The sequence below is a fragment of the Chromobacterium sp. Panama genome (assembly GCF_003052555.1).
Lineage (GTDB): Bacteria > Pseudomonadota > Gammaproteobacteria > Burkholderiales > Chromobacteriaceae > Chromobacterium.
Genome location: NZ_QARX01000001.1, coordinates 1,465,713 through 1,485,529, shown reverse-complemented (window position 1 = coordinate 1,485,529; position 19,817 = coordinate 1,465,713). Strand labels below are relative to the sequence as shown.

The window sequence follows — 19,817 nt, the reverse complement described above, 5'->3', positions numbered from 1 at the left end:
GGCGAAACCATATCATCCCGCAGGCATTGCCCTCAAACCCTTGCCCCGCTGCGCCTGCGCGACATCAAACAAAAAGCCCCCGGATTCCGGGGGCTTTCAAACCATTTAAGGTCGGCTTACTTCCACAGCTTCCACCACGGCATGTCCTCGATGGACCAGCCTTCTTTCAGGTATTCGCTATTGGGGTAGTTCAGCGCCAGCACGCGCTTGGCGTCGTCGCGCAGTTGCGGCATGGACAGCTTGTCGTAAGCCGCCACCATGATGCCCAACGCCTCTTCCGGATACTTGGTGTTGGCGTAACTCTTCACCACGCCCTGGGCGCGGTTGGCCGCCGCCAGGTAAGCGCCGCGCTTCATGTAATAACGGGCCACATGCATCTCGTTGCCGCCCAGCGCGTCCAGCAGCCGCTCCATCTTCTTGGAGGCGTCTTCCTTGTAAATGCTGTTGGGGAAGCGCGTCACCAGCTCGCGGAAGGCGGCGAAAGCCTCTCGCGCGGCGCGCGGATCGCGCTCGCTCATGTCCTGACCGGCCCATTTGGCCAGCAGCCCGGAATCATCGTTGTAAAACACCAAGCCTTTCAGATAATAGATGTAGTCCAGGTTTGGATGGGTGGGATGAAGCTTGATAAAACGGTCGGCGGAGGCGATGGCCTGCTCCGGCTCATTATCCTTGTAATGGGTGTAAGCCAGGTCCATCTGCGCCTGCTGGGCGTAGCGCCCGTAAGGGAAACGCGCTTCCAGCGTTTCGTAGAGCTTGACAGCGCGGGTATAATTGCCGCTGTTCAACTCATCATGCGCTTCCGAATACAGCTTTTCCACGGTCCAGCCGCGAGTCTCATCGTAGGTTTCCGTGGTTGCACAACCGGCAAGCCCCATCACCAACATTGCAGCGACAACGTATCTTTTCATGACTGATCCTTACTTTGACCCGGACGATTATAGCGACATCTCGGAAAACGAGGTATCCGCTACACAACAACTTGATGTTCCGCTGTCGCTGTGCGGCGAACGGCTGGACGCCGCGCTGGCGAAATTGATGCCGGAATACTCCCGCAGCCGGCTGACGCAATGGATCAAGGACGGCCATGTGCTGCTGGACGGCAAACCCGCCGCGCCCAAGACCAAAGTGCTGGGCGGCGAAAAGCTGGACGTCACCCTGATGCGCAGCAACGAGGAGATGGCCTTCCAGGCGGAAGCCATGGACCTGCCCATCATCTTTGAAGACGATCATATCCTGGTGATCAACAAACCGGCCGGTTTGGTGGTCCACCCCGCCTCCGGCAACTGGAGCGGCACCTTGCTCAACGGCCTGCTCCACCACTGCCCGGCGCTGGCCCAGGTGCCGCGCGCCGGCATTGTGCACCGCCTGGACAAGGACACGAGCGGCCTGATGGTGGTGGCCAAGACGCTGCCGGCCCAGACCGAGCTGGTGCGCCAGTTGCAGGCGCGCACCGTCAAGCGCATCTACCGCGCCATCGCCGACGGCAACGTGCCGTTTGACGGCACCATAGAAACCCAGATGGGCCGCGATCCGCACAACCGCCTGAAAATGGCCGTGTTGAAGTTTGGCGGCAAACAGGCCATCACCCATGTGCGGGTGCTGGAACGCTTCGCCAGCCACTCCTACATTGAATGCAAGCTGGAAACCGGCCGCACCCACCAGATCCGCGTGCACATGCGCGAGGCCAACCACCCGCTGGCCGGCGATCCGGTCTACGGCAACCTGCGCCACAAGATGGACGAAGGCGTGGCCGCCGTGGTGAAGACGCTGGGCCGTCAGGCGCTGCACGCTTACTCCCTGACCCTGGTGCACCCGGCCAGCGGCGAAGAACGCAACTGGAAAGCCCCGCTGCCGGACGACCTGCGCCACCTGCTGGACGTGTTGCGCGGAGACGGCGACACCGCCGACGCCGCGCCGCTGCCGCAATTGCAGGACGAGCCGGAAGACGAGGATTGGGACGAAGAGGACGATGAAGACGACGGCGACGTGGAGGTGATCTATGTCCGCTGAACGGCCCGCCGAACAAGCGCCGGACTGGCTGGAGGCCGACTGGCCGGCGCCGCCCAATGTGCGCACCCTGATCACCACCCGCAACGGCGGCGTCAGCGCCGCGCCCTTCCACAGCCTGAACCTGGGCCAGCACGTGGGCGACGACCCGGCCGCCGTGGCCGCCAACCGCGCGCTGCTGCGCCAGCAACTGCCGGCGGAGCCGGCCTGGCTGAACCAGGTGCACGGCGTGACGGTGCTGAACGCGGCCGAGGTGGGCGCCCAGCCGCCGGACGCCGACGCCAGCTTCAGCCGCCAAAGCGGCGCGGTGTGCGCGGTGATGACCGCGGACTGCCTGCCGCTCCTGCTGTGCAATAGCGAAGGCACGGTGGTGGCCGCCGCCCACGCCGGCTGGCGAGGCTTGTGCGAAGGCGTGATAGAAGCCGCCGTGGCCGCCTGCCAGGAACGCCCGGCGCGGCTGATGGCCTGGCTGGGCCCCGCCATCGGCCCGGACGCCTTTGAAGTGGGCGCGGAAGTGCGCGCCGCCTTCATGGAACGCGACCCCGCCGCCGCGGCCGCCTTCAGCGATATCGGCGACGGCAAATTCCTGGCCGACATCTACGCGCTGGCGCGCCAGCGCCTGAACGCCGCCGGCGTGGAACAGATCTACGGCGGCGAAGAATGCACGGTGATAGACCGCGCGCGCTTCTACTCCTACCGCCGCGACGGCCAGACCGGCCGCATGGCCAGCCTGATCTGGCTGGAGTAAGAACCTGTTTACGATCTAAGAGCGTGTTTACGATCTCGCGAGCAAGAGCGAGACAAGGCGAAAACGGCTGAGAAAGCGGAGTGTACATACGGTACATGAGCATTTCGAATCCGGTTTCAACGCCGTATCGCCGACGCGCAGCAGATCGTAAACAGGTTCTAAGACACCCTCCCCACAGCCCCGCCGCCCGCGGGGCTTTTTATTGACCGCGCGGTCGGACAGGCCAAAAACCCAACACACCAATTACGCACCAATTTCCGCCCGCGCGACGCCGTCCGCGCCCTGATGCAAATCCACAACATCTAGTGGCCCGCGCCGCCCTCCCCGCTGCGGCTTGTTTCAGCAAGGTTTCCTGCCTACAGAGTGAAATGTGTCGGCCGGCCAAAAAAAAATCTCAGGCCCCGCAAAGCCAACAACCACGGGCTTTCGCCCCTCGTCCGCGCCAAAACAGCCATTAAATCTTCCGCTGTCAAGACTTGTACTGCCCCATACTCAACACTAGAATTTGGGTGTTCCGCGAGCTACAAACAATACATATTGTGTTTACCCACAGCTCGCGCACAGCTTTTCAACAGATTTGTCCACAGCCGGCCTGCCCCTCGGGAAACGCAGCAACGGAAGGACGCAACCACCCACCTTATCGAGGGCTACATGCAATTGACCACCTTTGAAGGGCAGACCGCCGCAGAACTCGGCCGCGCAGCCGCGCCCAAGGCCGATTTCAGCCAGTACAAAACCATCCGTCGCAACGGTGCGGTGGTGCCGTTCGAGCCCGTCAAGATCTCCATCGCCATGACCAAAGCCTTCCTGGCCGTCATGGGCCATCAAGGCGCCACCTCCGCCAGCCTGCGCGAAAAAGTCGCCCAGCTGAGCGAACAAGTGGCCAGCGCCCTGATGCGCCGCAAGCCGGAAGGCGGCGCCATCCACATTGAAGACATCCAGGACCAAGTGGAACTGTCTCTGATGCGCTTTGGCGAGCATGATGTAGCCCGCGCCTACGTGCTGTACCGCGAACAGCGCGCCCAAGAGCGCGCCGCCCGCGGCGAAGCGCTGACCCAGGTGCAGATCAACGTGGTGCGCAAAGACGGCCGCAAGCTGCCGCTGGACATCGCCCGCCTGCGCGCCACCATCGAATCCGCCAGCCAGAACCTGGCCGGCATCGATATCGACGCCATCCTGAGCGAAACCCTGAAGAACATCTACGACGGCGTCAGCGAAGACGAAGTCAACAAATCCGCCATTCTGGCCGCCCGCTCCATGATTGAGCAGGACCCGGCTTACGATTACGTGACCGCCCGCCTGCTGCTGAACAATATCCGCCTGGAAATCCTGGGCGAAGCCGTCAGCCAGGAAGAAATGGCCAAGCAGTACGCGCTGTACTTCCCCACCTTCATCAAGAACGGCATCGACGCCGAACTGCTGGATGAAAAACTGGGCGAATACGACCTGAAAAAAATGGGCGCCGCGCTGGACGCCAACCGCGACCTGAAGTTTGGCTACCTGGGCCTGCAAACCCTGTTTGACCGCTACTTCCTGCACGTGGACGGCAACCGCATCGAAATGCCGCAGGCCTTCTACATGCGCGTGGCCATGGGCCTGGCGCTGAACGAAGTGAACCGCGAAGAGCGCGCCATCGAGTTCTACAACGTGCTCTCCAGCTTCGACTTCATGTCGTCCACCCCCACCCTGTTCAACTCCGGCACCCGTCGCAGCCAGCTGTCCAGCTGCTACCTGACCACCATTGCCGACGACCTGGACGGCATCTACGAAGGCATCAAGGAAAACGCCCTGCTGTCCAAGTTTGCCGGCGGCCTGGGCAATGACTGGACCTCCGTGCGCGCCATGGGCTCCCACATCAAGGGCACCAACGGCAAATCCCAAGGCGTGGTGCCGTTCCTGAAAGTGGTCAACGACACCGCCGTGGCGGTGAACCAGGGCGGCAAGCGCAAAGGCGCCGTCTGCGCCTACCTGGAAACCTGGCACGCGGACATTGAAGAATTCCTGGAGCTGCGCAAGAACACCGGCGACGACCGCCGCCGCACCCACGACATGAACACCGCCAACTGGATTCCGGACCTGTTCATGAAGCGCGTGATGGAAGGCGCGGACTGGGCCCTGCTGTCCCCGTCCGAAGCCCCGGACCTGCACGACCTGTACGGCGCGGCCTTCGAGAAGCGCTACAAAGAATACGAAGCCATGGGCGAGCGCGGCGAACTCAAGGTGTACAAGCGCATCCCGGCGCTGTCCCTGTGGCGCAAAATGCTGACCATGCTGTTTGAAACCGGCCACCCTTGGATGACCTTCAAGGACCCGTGCAACATCCGCAGCCCGCAGCAGCACATGGGCGTGGTGCACAGCTCCAACCTTTGCACCGAGATCACCCTCAACACCAATGAGGACGAAATCGCGGTCTGCAACCTGGGTTCCGTCAACCTGTCCGCCCACCTGAAGGCCGACGGCAGCCTGGACTCCGAAAAACTGCAGCGCACCATCCGCATCGCCCTGCGCATGCTGGACAACGTGATCGACATCAACTTCTACCCGGTGAAGAAGGCGCGCAACTCCAACCTGAAACACCGTCCGGTGGGCATGGGCATCATGGGCTTCCAGGACTGCCTGCACCAGAAGCGCGTGGCCTACGGCTCCGACGCCGCGGTGGAGTTTGCCGACGAATCCATGGAAATGGTGGCCTACTACGCTTACTGGGCGTCCACCGAACTGGCGGAAGAACGCGGCCGCTACCCGTCCTACAAGGGCAGCCTGTGGGACCGCGGCATCCTGCCGCACGACAGCATCAACCTGCTGGCGGCCGAACGCGGCGGCTTCCTGGAAGTGGACCGCAGCGAACGCATGGACTGGAACGCGCTGCGTGAACGCGTGAAAACCCACGGCATGCGCAACAGCAACTGCCTGGCCATCGCGCCCACCGCCACCATCGCCAACATCATCGGCGTATCGGCGAGCATCGAACCGACCTACCAGAACCTGTTCGTCAAATCCAACCTGTCCGGCGAATTCACCGTCACCAACGAATACCTGGTGCGCGATCTGAAAGCCGCCGGCCTGTGGGACGAAGTGATGGTGGCCGACCTCAAATACTTTGACGGCAGCCTGGGCCAGATCGACCGCGTGCCGGCCGAGCTGAAAGCCATCTACGCCACCGCCTTTGAACTGGACCCGCGCTGGCTGGTGGAAGCGGCCTCCCGCCGCCAGAAGTGGATCGACCAGGCTCAGTCCCTGAACCTGTACATGGCGGGCGCTTCCGGCAAGAAACTGGACGAGCTGTACAAGCACGCCTGGTTGCGCGGCCTGAAAACCACCTACTACCTGCGCACCCTGGCCGCCACCAGCGCCGAGAAATCCACCGGCCGCGGCGGCGAACTGAACGCGGTGTCCAACAGCCACAGCCAAGCGGCCGCGGCTCCGGAAGCCATGGTGGACAACACCCCGGCCACCGACGCCAAGTTCTGCAGCATCGACAACCCGGATTGCGAGAGCTGCCAATAAGGCGGAAGCAGCCATCCTGGCTTGAACGGCCGGCCCCTCGGGGCTGGTCCAGCCTGGCCCCGGCCAGGCTCCATCTCACAGCCCCCTGCCCGCAGCCGGCTGTGAAATGGCCCCACAATCCGGCCGCCCCACCCATTGGCCAGCCGCCTGCCCGTCCAGACGGCTGGCCAATGGGGAACGCAGCAACAACCCGCGCCAGACCGTAAGGGCAAGGGAAGCCGCACACACACAAAACCAGGGGAAACCGGATGAACATAGAGGAATTTTTCAACAGCTACGCCGTTGGCTACAGCCAGCTGGATGTGCCCCAAGTGACCGCGCACTTCACCGTGCCCTTCACCGCCATCCACCAGGGAGACCTGAGCAGCTGGGAAGACATGGCATCGCTGCGCGACACCACCACCGCCTTGCTGGCGTGGTACCGCAGCCAGGGCTTTCTCAGCGCCAGCCACCAGCTAGACAGCGTGCTGAATTTTGGCGAAGACGCCGCCAGCGCCCGCGTGCGCTGGATTGTGCAACGCCAGGACCAGCCGGCCTGGGAATACTGCACCGGCTACCACCTGAAACGGGTGGACGGCCAGTGGAAGATTTACGGCCTGGTGCAGTACCAGGACGCGCCGCAGCAGTAAGTAGCGCCCAGCCTCAAGCCGCTTGCCCTCAGGCGGCTTCGGGATGGAAACGCCGCCGGCCCGCGATGCGGGCGACGGAAACAGCTCAAGGCCAAGCAAGCAAGCGCGGCGGGTGTTGAGCGGGTTCCAGGAAGACGAGGCCCACGGCCCCGCCGCCACAAGCCAGGCTTCAGCAGGAGGTCAGATGCAAACGTTTGAAAACATCCGGATCAACGGGTTTTGCGAACAAAGAACCCACAACCCTGACAAGCAGTTTGTGCTGTTCAATATGTACCTGACGCTGAACCAGGCCCCGCCCTGCGAATGGAAGGACCTGTTCAACGAAGCCCGCCGCCTGCCGCGCCAGAAAGTGTGGCGCAAAGCCTGGGTGGAAGCGGACGCGCTGGTGGTGTACTGCCAGCCGGAAGAACTGCAGCAGCAAATAGAGCTGCTCAAGCAAGACATAGAACAAGCCAACCGGCAATACCGCCAGCTGCTGAAGCTGCGGCAGCCGCGCGGCAGCCAGGTGGAGCAGGAGGAAAGCAGCGAACGCCAGCTGATCCACCGCCTCAGCCAACAGCTGCGCTTCTGAAAGGACGCCGCTCATGAGCGCCACCGCATTCTGTATCGCCCGCCATGGCGAAAATGGCAAAGACGCAGGCTACCGCAAACTGGGCAGCCTGCACGTGGACCTGGACCCGGTGCCGGCACTTGTCGCCGCGCCGCGCCAGATACAAATACTGCGCAAAAGCAGCCTGCCGCTCAGCCCCAGCCTGGCTGGCGACAAGCAGCCGCTGCCGCCCCAAATCACCGCGCCGGACGCGGAGTAAATCCAGACAGGAGCCCTTAATGCTGAACTTTGACGACACCATCGAAACCAAACCGGCCGCCCCCTCCGCGGGCGCCAACGCCGCCGGCCGCGTCAACGTGGTGGACAAAAAAGTGATCAACGGCACCACCGACGTCAACCAGCTCGTGCCCTTTAAACACAAATGGGCATGGGAAAAATACCTGGCCCAATGCGCCAACCACTGGATGCCGCAAGAAGTGAACATGCAGCGCGACATCGAACAGTGGAAAACCGGCCAGCTGACCGAAGACGAAATGCGCATCGTCAAGCGCAACCTCGGCTTCTTCGTGACCGCGGACTCCCTGGCCGCCAACAACATCGTGCTGGGCACCTACCGCCAGATCACCAGCCCGGAATGCCGCCAGTTCCTGCTGCGCCAGGCCTTTGACGAAGCCATCCACACCCACGCCTACCAATACATCGTGGAAAGCCTGGGCCTGGACGAAGGCGAAGTCTTCAACGCCTACAACGAAATCAAATCCATCCGCGACAAAGATGAATTCCTGATCCCCTTCATCGACGTACTGTGCGACCCGGCCTTCAAGACCGGCACACTGGAAAACGACCAGAAGCTGCTCAAATCCCTAATCGTGTTTGCCTGCATCATGGAAGGCCTGTTCTTCTATGTGGGCTTTGTGCAAATCCTGGCGCTGGGCCGCCAGAACAAAATGACCGGCGCCGCGGAACAGTACCAGTACATCCTGCGCGACGAGTCCATGCACTGCAACTTTGGCATCGACCTGATCAACACCATCAAGCTGGAACAGCCGGAAATCTGGACCGAAAGCTTCAAGGCCGAGATCACCGAACTGTTCAAGCACGCGGTGGAACTGGAATACGCTTACGCCGAAGACACCATGCCGCGCGGCGTGCTGGGCCTGAACGCCAGCATGTTCAAGGAATACCTGCGCTTCATCGCCAACCGCCGCATGCAGCAGATTGGCCTGGACCAGCTCTACCCCGGTGTGAACAACCCCTTCCCGTGGATGAGCGAGATGATTGACTTGAAGAAGGAGAAGAACTTCTTTGAGACGCGGGTTACTGAGTACCAGACTGGCGGGGCGTTGAGCTGGGATTGATTTGACATAGATTGTTGACAGGATTTTATGCAAAAGGCACACTTTTAAGTGTGCCTTTTTTATGCTTTATTCACATGACTGAAAATATTGCAATTAATGCGGAAAACAAAATTGATGCCTTTAATCATACATTTTATTTAAAGTATAAGCAGCACTTTGCCTATAGAAGCCGAAGATAAATTAAATGAGATTCGGCAAATTTTCTCTAGCAAAAATCAAGGAACTTCTTTGAATAATTGTCAGAAAATTTTAGCCAACTGATGGCAGAAATATATTAATCGCACGCAAAAGCATTGATGAAAAATAGAACAACTTGACTTAAGCCATTCAAATAATTGGCTCATAGAAAAAGCAAGTGCAAACGAAACGGATGAATCAACTTCCGGCTTAAATATTTTAAAGAACAAGGTCACTACAATTGAGTCATGACACAGCAGATCACTACCAATTATACCCGCCTTCATCGGCAGGATTAGCAATAATAAAAACGTGATATTGTTTGTTGATTTTATTGGAACTAAAAAATGCTTCGAAAAAAATAGCAATATTCTACAAGAAGGCAGCCAAAAACACCCAGCCATATACAATGACCTTTACTGAAATGCACTCATGGTGTGAGGTTGTAAAATCAGACTAACTTACTTAAACCACAATCAAGCTAAAACACAATGAACCTAAAAGCCGTATCAATAATTTCAGCAGTTATATCCATATCGGGCTGTGCAACCAACATATCAAACATGTATGAAGGCCCCGTTCTCCCCAATAGTGAAATTGCAATCTACTCACCGCTGAACAGAGCAAATCTTAATAGTCCATCGATCACCACCACTCACATTGACAACAAGATTATAAAAACATACTTTCCACAAGGCCATCCATTTGGCCCTTATGTCGGAATGTTACCAGGCGAGAAAACCGTAAGGATTACATTTCAAAATTATGAAAATGTAATCCCTGCAATCATTGCACCTAATCTCATCAATATGACGATAAAAAATTTCCAAGGGTATTACGACATAACGTTCAAAGCAGTGAAAGGTAAATTTTACGCACCAATTTTCAATTACAACCTACCACAAGACAAGATGATGTCAGAGGTTTGCATCGCAGAACTAGAGCAAACTATGTCACTAAGTGAAACAAGACACCCCCAGCAATACATCGCTTGCTCAAAAGCATCAATCCCTCCGACAAAAGAAAACATTAAAATATGCCAAGAAATAAATGCACAGACATGGACAGTTAAGCTATTTGAAGAAGCATGCCAAGGCCTCACCCAAAAATAGGAACTGTTGCATAATATCGATAGCAGCTCGACCTGATGGTACTACTCAGCCGCCTGCAACGCGACATCCACGAGGAAGTTTGTGGAAAACTTGACCATACCATAATCCAGGAGCAAGCCAATGAAACTAAATCGATTACTTCAAAATGCAATTCTCAATGTCTTGTCCAACCACTATCCTAATACCATAGATATGGGAACACTTAAACAGCGACTGCCATCGAGTTTTTCAGACTGTCAACACTTGGTTGATGGTACTGTTCAATATTTTGTTGAGCACGGTCTTGTTGAGCATCAAAACACAAAGTGCACACCTAGCTCTCAACAACAAGGGTGCTTCTACAAAGCAACGGCCAAAGGGTTAGATTTTTTGGCGGATGATGGAGGACTTTCTGCAATCTTAGGTACTGTGACAGTTAAGCTTCATGCAGATACAATCCGGGATGTTTTGGAGGCAAAAATTATGGAATCCGACATCCCATCAGAAGATAAAAAACACTTTGTCAATACCCTGAAAGCGCTGCCAGGTGAGGCACTTAAAACTTTCACAAACAAACTGATTGAAATGGCCTGCGATAACCCACAAGCTGTTTTTGCTAGCCTAATCAAGCTCATCTCATGAAAAAGCCGATTCATACTTGGAAAACTTATCAAGTAGTGTTTGTAGGGGCCCTGAGTTTTATCGTTTCTGGTTTCTATCTCTTTGTATTGGGAGATGTTATACCTGACTTGATCAAGACTTCTAACAAGGTCCCACTTGAAGATTGGTGGCCTAAGGGGGTCTTGCTTTGGCTGTTTTGTGGAGTGCTAGCCTTACTTATCTGGCCATTTGCAACAGTCGCCCAGCGTTGCCATGAAGTTTTAAAAGAGCGCTTTGTCGGCTAGCAATACAGCGTTGCCAAATCGCCCCCAAACGGCTCCAACACTTCGATAAATGCTTGGGCACGTTTGGGGTATTTCTCCCGCGAGCTTCTGCACTACCTCCGCCGCCTTCGGCTGGGGCGACCACCGTCTTACTGAAGTTGTCCACTAGACTGGCCTGCATAGTGACCTTCTTCTCGGTCGGGATATAGTCGCTAAAAATCAGCGTGTCCATCATCGCTTGGTAGTCAATACCAGAGGACCATCGACTTTACCCAAAATGATACACCACAGATGCAGCCAAAATTGTTCGGCATTGGCATCGCTTCACTTGAACAGATGGCAACTTAAAACTCTGAGGTTGGCTAGAAAACCAACTTGCACTGAAAAAAACATGGCATATCTATTCAATTCTGTTTTCTATCCATCACCGGATGGTTGCACTCTACCAAAAATTCAAATCAATCTAAAAGACTAAATCTACCAGTTCGGCTCCATAAAACATCAGCCGTCACACTCACTCAACACAGCCAAAATGAGTAATAATACTTAGTTTTCAATTATTTATGGCACTCCTACTTTCCGTGTCTAATATTCATCTAAAGCAATCACTATGAATATTCATCACGAAGCCGATCAGAATGCCAAAGCAAAATCCATTTTCTCTGTATGATTTTTTAGGATATCTCATCCCCGGCTATGCATCTTTATTGCTCTGCCAACTCTGCCTTTCAATTTTTCTTCCAGTTGATCAAATACCAACACTAAGCATAAAAAATGCGAACGCCACCGAACTTGCCAACATTGCTATAATTTCATATGTTGCAGGCCATCTTTTCAATTACATATCTTCCATAACAGTTGAACATTACTCAACACGAACAATTGGATACCCAACAAGATATTTACTTGGGGATGGAGTATTCAAGAGCTATTTGGACACTAAGGACGAGGAATTAGAAACCCAGAGAAGAATACTAAGGCTACTAATTTCACTATCGATCCTACCTATATGCATTGCTGATTTTTTGCTAGACAAAACATTGAGCATCAGGAGCTTGTATGCAAAAAAGCTCGATGCATTCTTAATAACAACCATAAAAACAAAGATAAATGAAATGCTAAAACTAGAAGGAGTGAGAAACTACAACCCCACAAAAAACAATGACATCCACCGCCTCATCTATCACTACATAACTGAGCATTCAACGAATCACTTTGGAAAAACACAAAATTACGTTGCAATATATGGCCTACTACGCTCATTCTCTCTACTAGCAAGTCTACTAACACTTGTTCTTATTGCAAAAAACATTGAAGCACTACTTATATATGATATAGAAAAATTACATTTTTCAATGATCAACCTCATATGTATATCATCCTCCTTCATGGCATCCTATTTATTCTATCTGGCCTTCGTGAAATTCTACAGGCGATTCACGCTTGAGTCACTGATGGCATTAACAGCAATAATATCTACAAAATCAAGATCAGAAACCACAAACCCACCAAGTCAAAAGGGGCCCCTGAAAAAATAGCCAACGATTACCTGTAATTACCGCCCATTTTTCCATGTTGGATTTTCAGATACCGAATTAGCTGTTATATTTTCACACGGTGCTCAACACACCTCCGTTAGCGGTGGCCCACGCCCGAAAGCCGTGGTTGTTCAACACGCCCACGCATTGCATCTCAACGCGCCCTTGCGCTCGCAATGCTTGGTCGGGCAAGCCGTTTGGAGACATCGCTATGGATGCTCGTCTTATATTTGTCGTCTCTATCTCCCCTTCCCTTATTTACTCTCCCCACCGCCTATCACATGCCTGCTTGCGACTGCGTGCCGCGTATCGCCATGCGTTTTTGGCAGCGCGGTTTGCGCGCCTCACTGGGGAGGCTCGGCCATGAATGCGGCTATCGGCCTGGAAGTAAATACGCCGCTGCGGCTGGATTTCGCCAAGGATTTGTCCATGCGGGTGCTGCGGCGGCCCGAGGGGTTCTGGTTTGTCGCGGCGGAGGTGGCTGCGTCCATGAAGCTGGAGGTGAAGGATTTGCAGCAGGCCTTGGGCGAGCCGCTGGGACAATCCTTCAGCCTGACGGACGCGGCGGAGCCGGTGTTGTGCCTGTCCGAGGGAGAACTGAACGAGGTGTTCCGCCGCATCAAGAAGCCCGGCGCGCGGCGGCTGCGGCGCTGGTGGCTGGAGGAAACCCGCCCGGCCTTGCTGCATCAGGCCGGCGCGGCTGGCACCGCGGAAACCCTGGACCTGGCGCTCGCCCTCGCCGCGGAGGCGGCGCAACAGGTCAGCCGCGCGGTGCTGGACACCGTGCTGCGCGAACCCGGCCCGTGGCTGCATTCACGCTGGGTGGTGATGCTGGATTACGCGCCCAACAACCAGCAGCGCTGGCCACACGGCAGGTTGATCGGCCTGGATAGCAGCGTCTCCACGCTTAGCGGCCTGGCGGAGCTGATCGCCCCGCCCGGCAAGATGCCGGTCAGCAAGGCGGAACTGGTGAAGCTAGCCACCGCCTGCCAGTTGCGTTTGGCGGAGCGCATAGGCAGTTAGAGCGGCTCACAAAAGCCCTGATGCTGCGTTGCGCCGACTTGCCGTACTCAAGGTACTGTCTGCCTCGGCCCGCCTTGCCTCAGCCGTAAAACTGAGTTTTGTTAGCCACTCTTAGTCGGCTAATCGCGCAGCGTAATAAGAAACACCGCTTCACTATTGCGAAGCGGTGTTTTCGTCAAAAGAGTCCTAGTAGTTTAAATGCGACCTACCCGTCGGCTTCTTTCTCAAAGTATTGACCTGGATATGCGGCCAGCGCGTCACCTGGCCGTTGGAGCCGAACATGAACTCAAAAAACAGCACTTGTTCATATTGAAGCTGCAACACCTCACAGCCGTCACTGTCGATCACCGTTTGTATCCACAAATTCAGATTCATCTCAGTAACATTGGCAAAGGCGCTCACAAAGGGGGTGTTTAAAATCCCACCTTGCGGCCCACCATTGTGCTTGCTGCTGAGCTGAATCAGCGTGTATTTTTTGATGCGCTGGTCTTTGATCACATCACGCAGCCGCAAATCCGGGCGTACGGAATAGGGGTAGTTTGGGTCAGCGACAATCCGTTGGAAATAAGTCAGATTGCTGTCCGGCTGGGTGGCCGGCAATGACTTGTCAAACGCCCAAGCCGGCGCGGGTTCATCCAGATTAAGCGGCGCGGCCGGCGTGCCCTCCTGAACCGACAGCAGTGCGGCTGCGCCCATGCTGGGTGAAATGGCGAGCGGAGACCCAGCCAGGGGCACGGGGTTGGCAGCAACGGCAGCCGGCACCGTATTATTGTCTTGCGGCGGCGGAGTCGTTGGCCACGAGTTGCTAAAGGGCTGAGTCCAACAGTCGGTGCCGGTGGGATATTCCGGTTTGCCGGGAATGTCCGCCTGAAATCCGCCGGTGATCATCATCGCACTGCCATGGGGTATAGTCCCGCTACGCGCAATGGAATAAGGCGGCACGTAATTTGGCCCGTTGGCGCCGGCGCCAATGGCAATCCCAGGGAAGCCGTTATCAGAAATGACGGATTCTTCAGTAGCCGCATGGTTGTACATCGGGTTCATCCACAAATACATGCCATCTTCTTCGTGAATGCCCACGCCGTCACTGACGCGCTGTATGCTTTGATTGTATTTCACCGCGCCCGCAAACTGCTCGTTGGTACCGCCCCGATTCCGCACCCCGCCATCCACCAGGGAAAACGTGAGTTCTTCGGTATAGTTTTCACAGAGGAAGTGGAATATGCCGAAAATGGTTTCAGAATTTGTCCCTGGAGACGGCATACAGGTGGTATGCAAGCCCCATCCCAGATTCGTCTTATCCGGATTGTAGTTAACCCATGTGCCTTCCAGCTGCTTCAGCACACCATAATCAGCCGGCTGATCCAGTACTTTATCCGAATATTCCGGATAGGGCGGAGCTGGCGTTTGAACCACATTGTTTTCAGGCATACACACCTCGCATGATCATTCATTTTGATAAAGGGCGGTGCAGCGAAAAGACGAGAAAAGCCGTGTCAGCTTTACGGGACTTACTGTACAAATAAAAACAAACCAATGAAAAGCTGGGTTTCTAGCAAAATTTGTATTTGCGTGGCTGAAATATTCTGCAAATCTTCAGCCATGAAATTAAGTAAATTCCGCCATACAAAAATCCTAGCACTAGACATGACAATGTCAAGACAAATTCTATTGATTATTTTATTGTGAATAGAGAACGTCTAAGTTAGGCGAAATTTTCTGAGAAACCATCTTTGGAGAGAATGCGGTCATGGGGACGGTAGAACCGAAACCCAAGCACAGTGGAGGTGATATCGCCCTCCCGGGCGATTGCGGTACAGCCGCCTTCCATCCGCACTTCGCTTTCGCCAAACTACAGTAGCCCACAAGCCGACACTTGCCTTTGAGGAACGCTTGCTGGAGCTAGAAATGAAGATCATGCAACTGGTGGAAGCAGATGCCCCTTTGCACGGGCCAACGCGCATCGGCGTATTAGGAAACGCAGCGCATAACAGCCTGACTCTCAAGCTATTGGCTCCCCCTCCACCAGAAACCCGGATTTTTCTACAGCACACGGGGCCGCCCAGGATTGCCCACAAGTGCCGCGTCAGTCCACAATAGAGAGTATTGCGCACAACCCCAGATACATATTCTGCAAGCGCAGCTATCCTCGCAGGAAGTAACACAATGACGAACCAAACCCTCCACAACGACAACACGCCTCTGGTTGAAACCTCCAGGCTGGCCTCTGCTCTCGAAACCTTTGCTGCCGAACGCGACTGGCATCAGTTCCACTCCCCCAAGAATCTGGTTATGGCTCTCTCCGGGGAGGTTGGGGAACTGACTGAAATCTTTCAGTGGATGAGCGAAGACGCCTCAAAGAGCGCAGGCAGTCACCCGGCCACGGCCGACAAGGTACGTGAGGAACTGGCAGACGTGTTGCTCTACCTTGTCCGCCTGGCTGATGTCTTGGGCGTTGACCTCAATGATGCGGCCAGCAAAAAGCTGCAGTTGAACACTCAGAAATACCCGGCCGACAAAGTCCGCGGCTCCAGCAAGAAATACAACGAGATCTGAATGCAAGCGTCCAGTTCAACCCATACCCTCATCTACCAGGCCGATAAGCAGAAATTCCTTCAGGATGCAGACCGCTATATCGAAGACCTGATCGAAATTCAGTATCAAGAGAAGACTGGCAAGAAAGTAAGCCCTAAAGAGAAGCAATCCTGGCAGAACTCGCTGCAGGAAATGGCTAAGATCTTGCGTGATGACAGCATCCCGGCCAGTGCGGGAGTGGGTATCGAACTATTCGCACCTCAGTCGATGAGCCGCATAGACTTTACTCTCACCGGTTATGACGAATACGGGAACAAGAAGGCAGTCATCATTGAGCTCAAGCAATGGAGCGGCATTGAGCAGACCAGCAAGGATGCCATCGTACGCACCATGCTGGGAGGCGGATTGAATGAGGCCATTCACCCCTCGTACCAGGCCTGGTCCTACGCCATGCTGTTTGAAAGCTTCAATGAGTCGGTTTCATCCGGCGACATCAAGGTGATACCGTGCGCCTTCCTTCACAATTACCCCGAAAACGACAACGCCATCCTGGATGCCCGATTCAAGGAGTACACCGAACAGGCGCCATTATTCCGTAAAGGGCTAGCCGAACGAGACAAGCTGCTTGCCTTTCTGCGCCAACACATCCAAAAGGGAGACCAACAGGCGGTGTTGCAGCAACTCATCAGCAGCCGAATTGGCGCATCCAAGGCGTTTGCTGACTCCCTGGCTCAGCTGATGAAAGGAAACACCGAGTTTGCCCTGATCAATGACCAAAAACTGGTTTATGAAAGCATCAAGGAAATTGCGCAGGCGGCAGCCCCGGGCAAACACAAAGTCATCATCATTGAAGGCGGCCCTGGCACCGGCAAAACCCTCATCGCCATCAATCTGCTGGTCAAGCTGCTGCAAACCGGCATAGCCATCAAGTATGTTTCCAAGAATGCCGCTCCTCGGCATGTCTACAAGGCCAAGCTAACTGGTACGGTTAAACAGACCCACTTTAACGGCTTGTTCACTGGCTCAGATAGCTTTCACGCCATGGAGCCGGATAGTTTTGATGTGTTGCTCGTTGACGAGTCCCATCGGCTGACAGAAAAAAGCGGCATGTTCAATAATCTGGGCGAGAACCAGATGAAGGAGTTGATCAACGCCGCCAAGTGCACGGTCTTCTTTATTGATGAAGACCAACGCGTTACCTTCCGCGACATTGGCTCCAGGGAGCAGATTCGTCACTGGGCGGCCATCAAGGAAGCGGAGATACACGAGTTCACCCTCAGCTCGCAGTTCCGTTGCAGCGGGTCAGATGGCTACATGGCATGGCTGGACAATGTTCTCGACATCCGCGAAACCGCCAATAATCTGCTGAACACCCAAAGTTACCACTTTAAGGTTTTTGATACGCCGGAAGCCATGCATGAGGCTGTCGAGAAAAAGAATGGAAAAAACAAGGCACGCGTTGTCGCAGGTTACTGTTGGCCATGGAACAGCAAGACGGATACCCGCCAGATGGACATCGTCATTGGTTCTCACTACCAGCGCCAATGGAATCTGGCCAGCAACAGCATGGTGTGGATTATTGCCCCAGACTCCATTGACCAAGTGGGCTGTATCCATACCTGCCAGGGTCTTGAGGTCGACTACATCGGCGTGATCATTGGCCCCGACCTCATCGTCCGCGATGGCCAGGTCATCACCGACGCCAGTCAGCGCTCCTCCATGGATCAAACCATCAAAGGCTACAAAACGCGTATCAAGAAAGATCCTGCGGGTACCAAAGCACTGGCAGACCGCATCATCAAGAATACTTATCGCACCTTGATGACGCGCGGCATGAAGGGTTGTTATCTCTACTGTTCGGATCCAGAAACTGCCGACTACTTCAGAAGCAAGTTACAGTAAGCCAACCCTTGCTTACAAAACAGCACGCGAAAACGCAAGCAACAGAAACCGCCGCCAACAGCACATGACCGCACTCGCCACACTGACCATTCAAGAATTCTGTGAAAAAGCCAAAAACCCAAGCTTTCCAGATGAACTTGAACAGCGTTATGCAGAAGTCTTTGAGCAGAGCCCGCTCAGCCCTCAAGAAAAGTCATCATGGACTCACTCCTTGCCGGCCCTGGCAGCCTTGCTGGAATCACAGCGGATCAACGGGCACATTTTGCTCGAATACCCCATGCCGCTAGGCACTAGACGAGCAGATTGCGTGCTGATTGGCGCTGACGCGGATGACAACACGCATATCCTCATCATTGAGCTAAAGCAATGGTCTCAAGGCAGCATCAGCCTGAGTAAAAGCGATGAGCCACGCAGCCTGACGGTTCATGCTCAACCGCCTTACTCAACGGAGCACCCTTGTGACCAAGCGCAAGTTTACATGACCGCGCTTGAGCACATGCTTGATTTCGGCTCCCATCAGCCAGTCATGCATGCCATGGCTTATCTGCACAATTACAGGGAAGTTGAAGATGATCTGCTAAGGTCACACCCCTTTGCCTCCCATCTGCAAAATGCGTTGCTACTCACTCTTAACCAGGGACAAGAAGCCGCCGCGAGCGTGCTTGGGCAACTACAGCAGCCCAGTTCTCTTCTTCCCTTTTTGTGCAACCCGGTACTGCATTACTCCGATGCCTTTATCGCCAACTTCAGCGACAAACTCAATTGCAGCGCCCTATTTGAGCCCAGCGCCGAACAAGAACAGACATTCCGAAAAATTCTCAGCGTGTTGGATGATACAAAGCATCGAAGCTGCGTCGTCATTAAAGGGATAGTTGGCACCGGCAAAACGGTTCTGGCCATGATGCTTATTCGGCATCTCATGCAGCAGCGGAAAAACCCAAAATACTATGTTATCTCCGCAGCCATCAAAGACTGCCTGCGCGCCCTGGATTTTAGCGCAGGCGGGCCTGCAAGCACCAAGTATTTAATCGTCGACGAGGCGCATCGTCTTAACGGCAAGTTTCTAGCCCAGCTCTTTAAAAATAAGCAACTCATCGTTTTTTTCATCGATGACAATCAATGGCTACAGCCCAACGAGAACTGCCGCAGCGCCGACCTCTCTGCTGCCGCCCAAAAAGAAGGCATGCAGCTCATCCAGCATACCCTCTCCGTACAATTGCGTTGCCGAGGGGCCGATAACTATATCGCTTGGGTTGATCGCTTTCTCAACCATGGCAAGCTCGACACCCTCAAGCCGGACACAGACTTTGAAGTTCAATTGGTAGACAATCCGCAACAAATGGAAAACCTGCTGCGCCAACGCGCACAGGGCAACACAAGCTGCCGCATGGTTGCCGGGTACTGTTGGGATTGGAGCACAATACATAGCCCGCCTGGCGAGGGCCACGATATTGAGATCGAAGATTGGACTGCGCGCTGGAATCAGTACTCGGCCTATGCCGACTGGAATCAGAGGCCTGGCTTTCACACTGAAGTTGGCGCAATCTATACCGTTCAAGGTTTTGAATATGACTATGTCGGAGTGATCATTGGACCAGATTTAATCCATACATCCAATGGCCTTAGAGTGCGCCCTAGTTATCAGAAATACAAACCACTACAAGATTCGCTGGATAGACCAGAAATCTCAATACCGCAGAGGAAGCAAGAATTTGCCAAGGCTGTACGCAATATCTACTACGTATTGCTTACCCGCGCCAAGAAAGGCGTATTCATTTACGCAACAAACCCGGAATTAAGGAATACTCTGCAAAAATTAAAAACACTTGAACCAACCTAACTCAAAAAATACAGGATGGCGCATAAGA

Annotated in this window: 17 protein-coding genes; 15 read left to right on the top strand and 2 right to left on the bottom strand. The window is 54.7% G+C overall.

The genetic code is table 11. The features are described 5' to 3' along the window. Positions 1 to 116: 116 nt before the first annotated feature. Entirely contained in the window at positions 117 to 908 is a 792-nt protein-coding gene (locus tag DB032_RS06770; protein WP_107798797.1) for an outer membrane protein assembly factor BamD, read from the bottom strand. Here DB032_RS06770 and rluD point away from each other — a divergent pair. The 12 genes from rluD to DB032_RS06730 all read left to right on the top strand — a co-directional run bounded on the left by rluD (position 907) and on the right by DB032_RS06730 (position 13,512). After that, positions 907 to 2,010, top strand: a complete 1,104-nt coding sequence (gene rluD, locus DB032_RS06765; protein ID WP_107798796.1) for a 23S rRNA pseudouridine(1911/1915/1917) synthase RluD — start codon at positions 907 to 909, stop codon at positions 2,008 to 2,010. The two genes, DB032_RS06770 and rluD, sit on opposite strands and share 2 nt — an antisense overlap. Beyond that, on the top strand, positions 2,000 to 2,755 hold the full coding sequence (gene pgeF, locus DB032_RS06760; protein ID WP_107798795.1) for a peptidoglycan editing factor PgeF: 756 nt from the start codon (positions 2,000 to 2,002) through the stop codon (positions 2,753 to 2,755). Before rluD ends, pgeF begins: the two co-directional genes overlap by 11 nt. Positions 2,756 to 3,406: 651 nt before the next feature. Further along, entirely contained in the window at positions 3,407 to 6,262 is a 2,856-nt protein-coding gene (locus DB032_RS06755; RefSeq protein ID WP_107798794.1) for a ribonucleoside-diphosphate reductase subunit alpha, read from the top strand. A 248-nt stretch (positions 6,263 to 6,510) separates the two neighbouring features. After that, the gene (locus DB032_RS06750) at positions 6,511 to 6,891 is read left to right on the top strand and encodes a hypothetical protein (protein ID WP_107798793.1); all 381 of its coding nucleotides are present in this window, start codon (positions 6,511 to 6,513) and stop codon (positions 6,889 to 6,891) included. Between the two features lie 184 nt (positions 6,892 to 7,075). Then, positions 7,076 to 7,462, top strand: coding sequence for a hypothetical protein (locus tag DB032_RS06745; RefSeq protein WP_019102819.1), 387 nt, complete (start codon positions 7,076 to 7,078; stop codon positions 7,460 to 7,462). Between the two features lie 13 nt (positions 7,463 to 7,475). Further along, positions 7,476 to 7,700, top strand: a complete 225-nt coding sequence (locus tag DB032_RS06740) for a hypothetical protein (RefSeq protein ID WP_107798792.1) — start codon at positions 7,476 to 7,478, stop codon at positions 7,698 to 7,700. 19 nt (positions 7,701 to 7,719) lie between these two features. Beyond that, positions 7,720 to 8,799, top strand: coding sequence for a ribonucleotide-diphosphate reductase subunit beta (locus DB032_RS06735; protein WP_048410338.1), 1,080 nt, complete (start codon positions 7,720 to 7,722; stop codon positions 8,797 to 8,799). 668 nt (positions 8,800 to 9,467) lie between these two features. Then, positions 9,468 to 10,088: a hypothetical protein gene (locus DB032_RS23590; RefSeq protein WP_146176598.1), complete on the top strand. Its 621-nt coding sequence runs from the start codon at positions 9,468 to 9,470 to the stop codon at positions 10,086 to 10,088. A 120-nt stretch (positions 10,089 to 10,208) separates the two neighbouring features. Continuing rightward, entirely contained in the window at positions 10,209 to 10,709 is a 501-nt protein-coding gene (locus DB032_RS23585) for a hypothetical protein (RefSeq protein WP_146176597.1), read from the top strand. Next, positions 10,706 to 10,972: a hypothetical protein gene (locus DB032_RS23580; RefSeq protein ID WP_146176596.1), complete on the top strand. Its 267-nt coding sequence runs from the start codon at positions 10,706 to 10,708 to the stop codon at positions 10,970 to 10,972. The genes DB032_RS23585 and DB032_RS23580 overlap by 4 nt, the downstream gene beginning before the upstream one ends. Before the next feature lie 617 nt (positions 10,973 to 11,589). Next, positions 11,590 to 12,489, top strand: a complete 900-nt coding sequence (locus DB032_RS23575) for a hypothetical protein (protein WP_146176595.1) — start codon at positions 11,590 to 11,592, stop codon at positions 12,487 to 12,489. Between the two features lie 363 nt (positions 12,490 to 12,852). Further along, the gene (locus DB032_RS06730; RefSeq protein ID WP_107798791.1) at positions 12,853 to 13,512 is read left to right on the top strand and encodes a hypothetical protein; all 660 of its coding nucleotides are present in this window, start codon (positions 12,853 to 12,855) and stop codon (positions 13,510 to 13,512) included. A gap of 186 nt (positions 13,513 to 13,698) precedes the next feature. On the opposite strand, the gene DB032_RS06725 is transcribed toward DB032_RS06730, so the two are convergent. Then, positions 13,699 to 14,943, bottom strand: a complete 1,245-nt coding sequence (locus DB032_RS06725; protein WP_146176594.1) for a peroxidase, FMP-type — start codon at positions 14,941 to 14,943, stop codon at positions 13,699 to 13,701. 735 nt (positions 14,944 to 15,678) lie between these two features. Between DB032_RS06725 and DB032_RS06720 the strand changes: the two genes are divergently transcribed. The 3 genes from DB032_RS06720 to DB032_RS06710 all read left to right on the top strand — a co-directional run bounded on the left by DB032_RS06720 (position 15,679) and on the right by DB032_RS06710 (position 19,789). After that, a complete protein-coding gene (locus DB032_RS06720; protein ID WP_107798789.1) occupies positions 15,679 to 16,068 on the top strand; it encodes a nucleotide pyrophosphohydrolase in 390 nt (129 codons plus the stop codon). After that, positions 16,069 to 17,949: a DUF2075 domain-containing protein gene (locus DB032_RS06715; protein ID WP_107798788.1), complete on the top strand. Its 1,881-nt coding sequence runs from the start codon at positions 16,069 to 16,071 to the stop codon at positions 17,947 to 17,949. 64 nt (positions 17,950 to 18,013) lie between these two features. Next, a complete protein-coding gene (locus DB032_RS06710; protein WP_107798787.1) occupies positions 18,014 to 19,789 on the top strand; it encodes a DNA/RNA helicase domain-containing protein in 1,776 nt (591 codons plus the stop codon). The last annotated feature ends 28 nt before the right edge of the window (positions 19,790 to 19,817 follow it).

Coding starts and splice junctions, on each gene's coding strand:
- rluD (WP_107798796.1), top strand. CDS start 907: ATGACTGATCCTTACTTTGACCCGGACGATTATAGCGACATCTCGGAA.
- DB032_RS06770 (WP_107798797.1), bottom strand. CDS start 908: ATGAAAAGATACGTTGTCGCTGCAATGTTGGTGATGGGGCTTGCCGGT.
- pgeF (WP_107798795.1), top strand. CDS start 2,000: ATGTCCGCTGAACGGCCCGCCGAACAAGCGCCGGACTGGCTGGAGGCC.
- DB032_RS06755 (WP_107798794.1), top strand. CDS start 3,407: ATGCAATTGACCACCTTTGAAGGGCAGACCGCCGCAGAACTCGGCCGC.
- DB032_RS06750 (WP_107798793.1), top strand. CDS start 6,511: ATGAACATAGAGGAATTTTTCAACAGCTACGCCGTTGGCTACAGCCAG.
- DB032_RS06745 (WP_019102819.1), top strand. CDS start 7,076: ATGCAAACGTTTGAAAACATCCGGATCAACGGGTTTTGCGAACAAAGA.
- DB032_RS06740 (WP_107798792.1), top strand. CDS start 7,476: ATGAGCGCCACCGCATTCTGTATCGCCCGCCATGGCGAAAATGGCAAA.
- DB032_RS06735 (WP_048410338.1), top strand. CDS start 7,720: ATGCTGAACTTTGACGACACCATCGAAACCAAACCGGCCGCCCCCTCC.
- DB032_RS23590 (WP_146176598.1), top strand. CDS start 9,468: ATGAACCTAAAAGCCGTATCAATAATTTCAGCAGTTATATCCATATCG.
- DB032_RS23585 (WP_146176597.1), top strand. CDS start 10,209: ATGAAACTAAATCGATTACTTCAAAATGCAATTCTCAATGTCTTGTCC.
- DB032_RS23580 (WP_146176596.1), top strand. CDS start 10,706: ATGAAAAAGCCGATTCATACTTGGAAAACTTATCAAGTAGTGTTTGTA.
- DB032_RS23575 (WP_146176595.1), top strand. CDS start 11,590: ATGCCAAAGCAAAATCCATTTTCTCTGTATGATTTTTTAGGATATCTC.
- DB032_RS06730 (WP_107798791.1), top strand. CDS start 12,853: ATGAATGCGGCTATCGGCCTGGAAGTAAATACGCCGCTGCGGCTGGAT.
- DB032_RS06725 (WP_146176594.1), bottom strand. CDS start 14,943: ATGCCTGAAAACAATGTGGTTCAAACGCCAGCTCCGCCCTATCCGGAA.
- DB032_RS06720 (WP_107798789.1), top strand. CDS start 15,679: ATGACGAACCAAACCCTCCACAACGACAACACGCCTCTGGTTGAAACC.
- DB032_RS06715 (WP_107798788.1), top strand. CDS start 16,069: ATGCAAGCGTCCAGTTCAACCCATACCCTCATCTACCAGGCCGATAAG.
- DB032_RS06710 (WP_107798787.1), top strand. CDS start 18,014: ATGACCGCACTCGCCACACTGACCATTCAAGAATTCTGTGAAAAAGCC.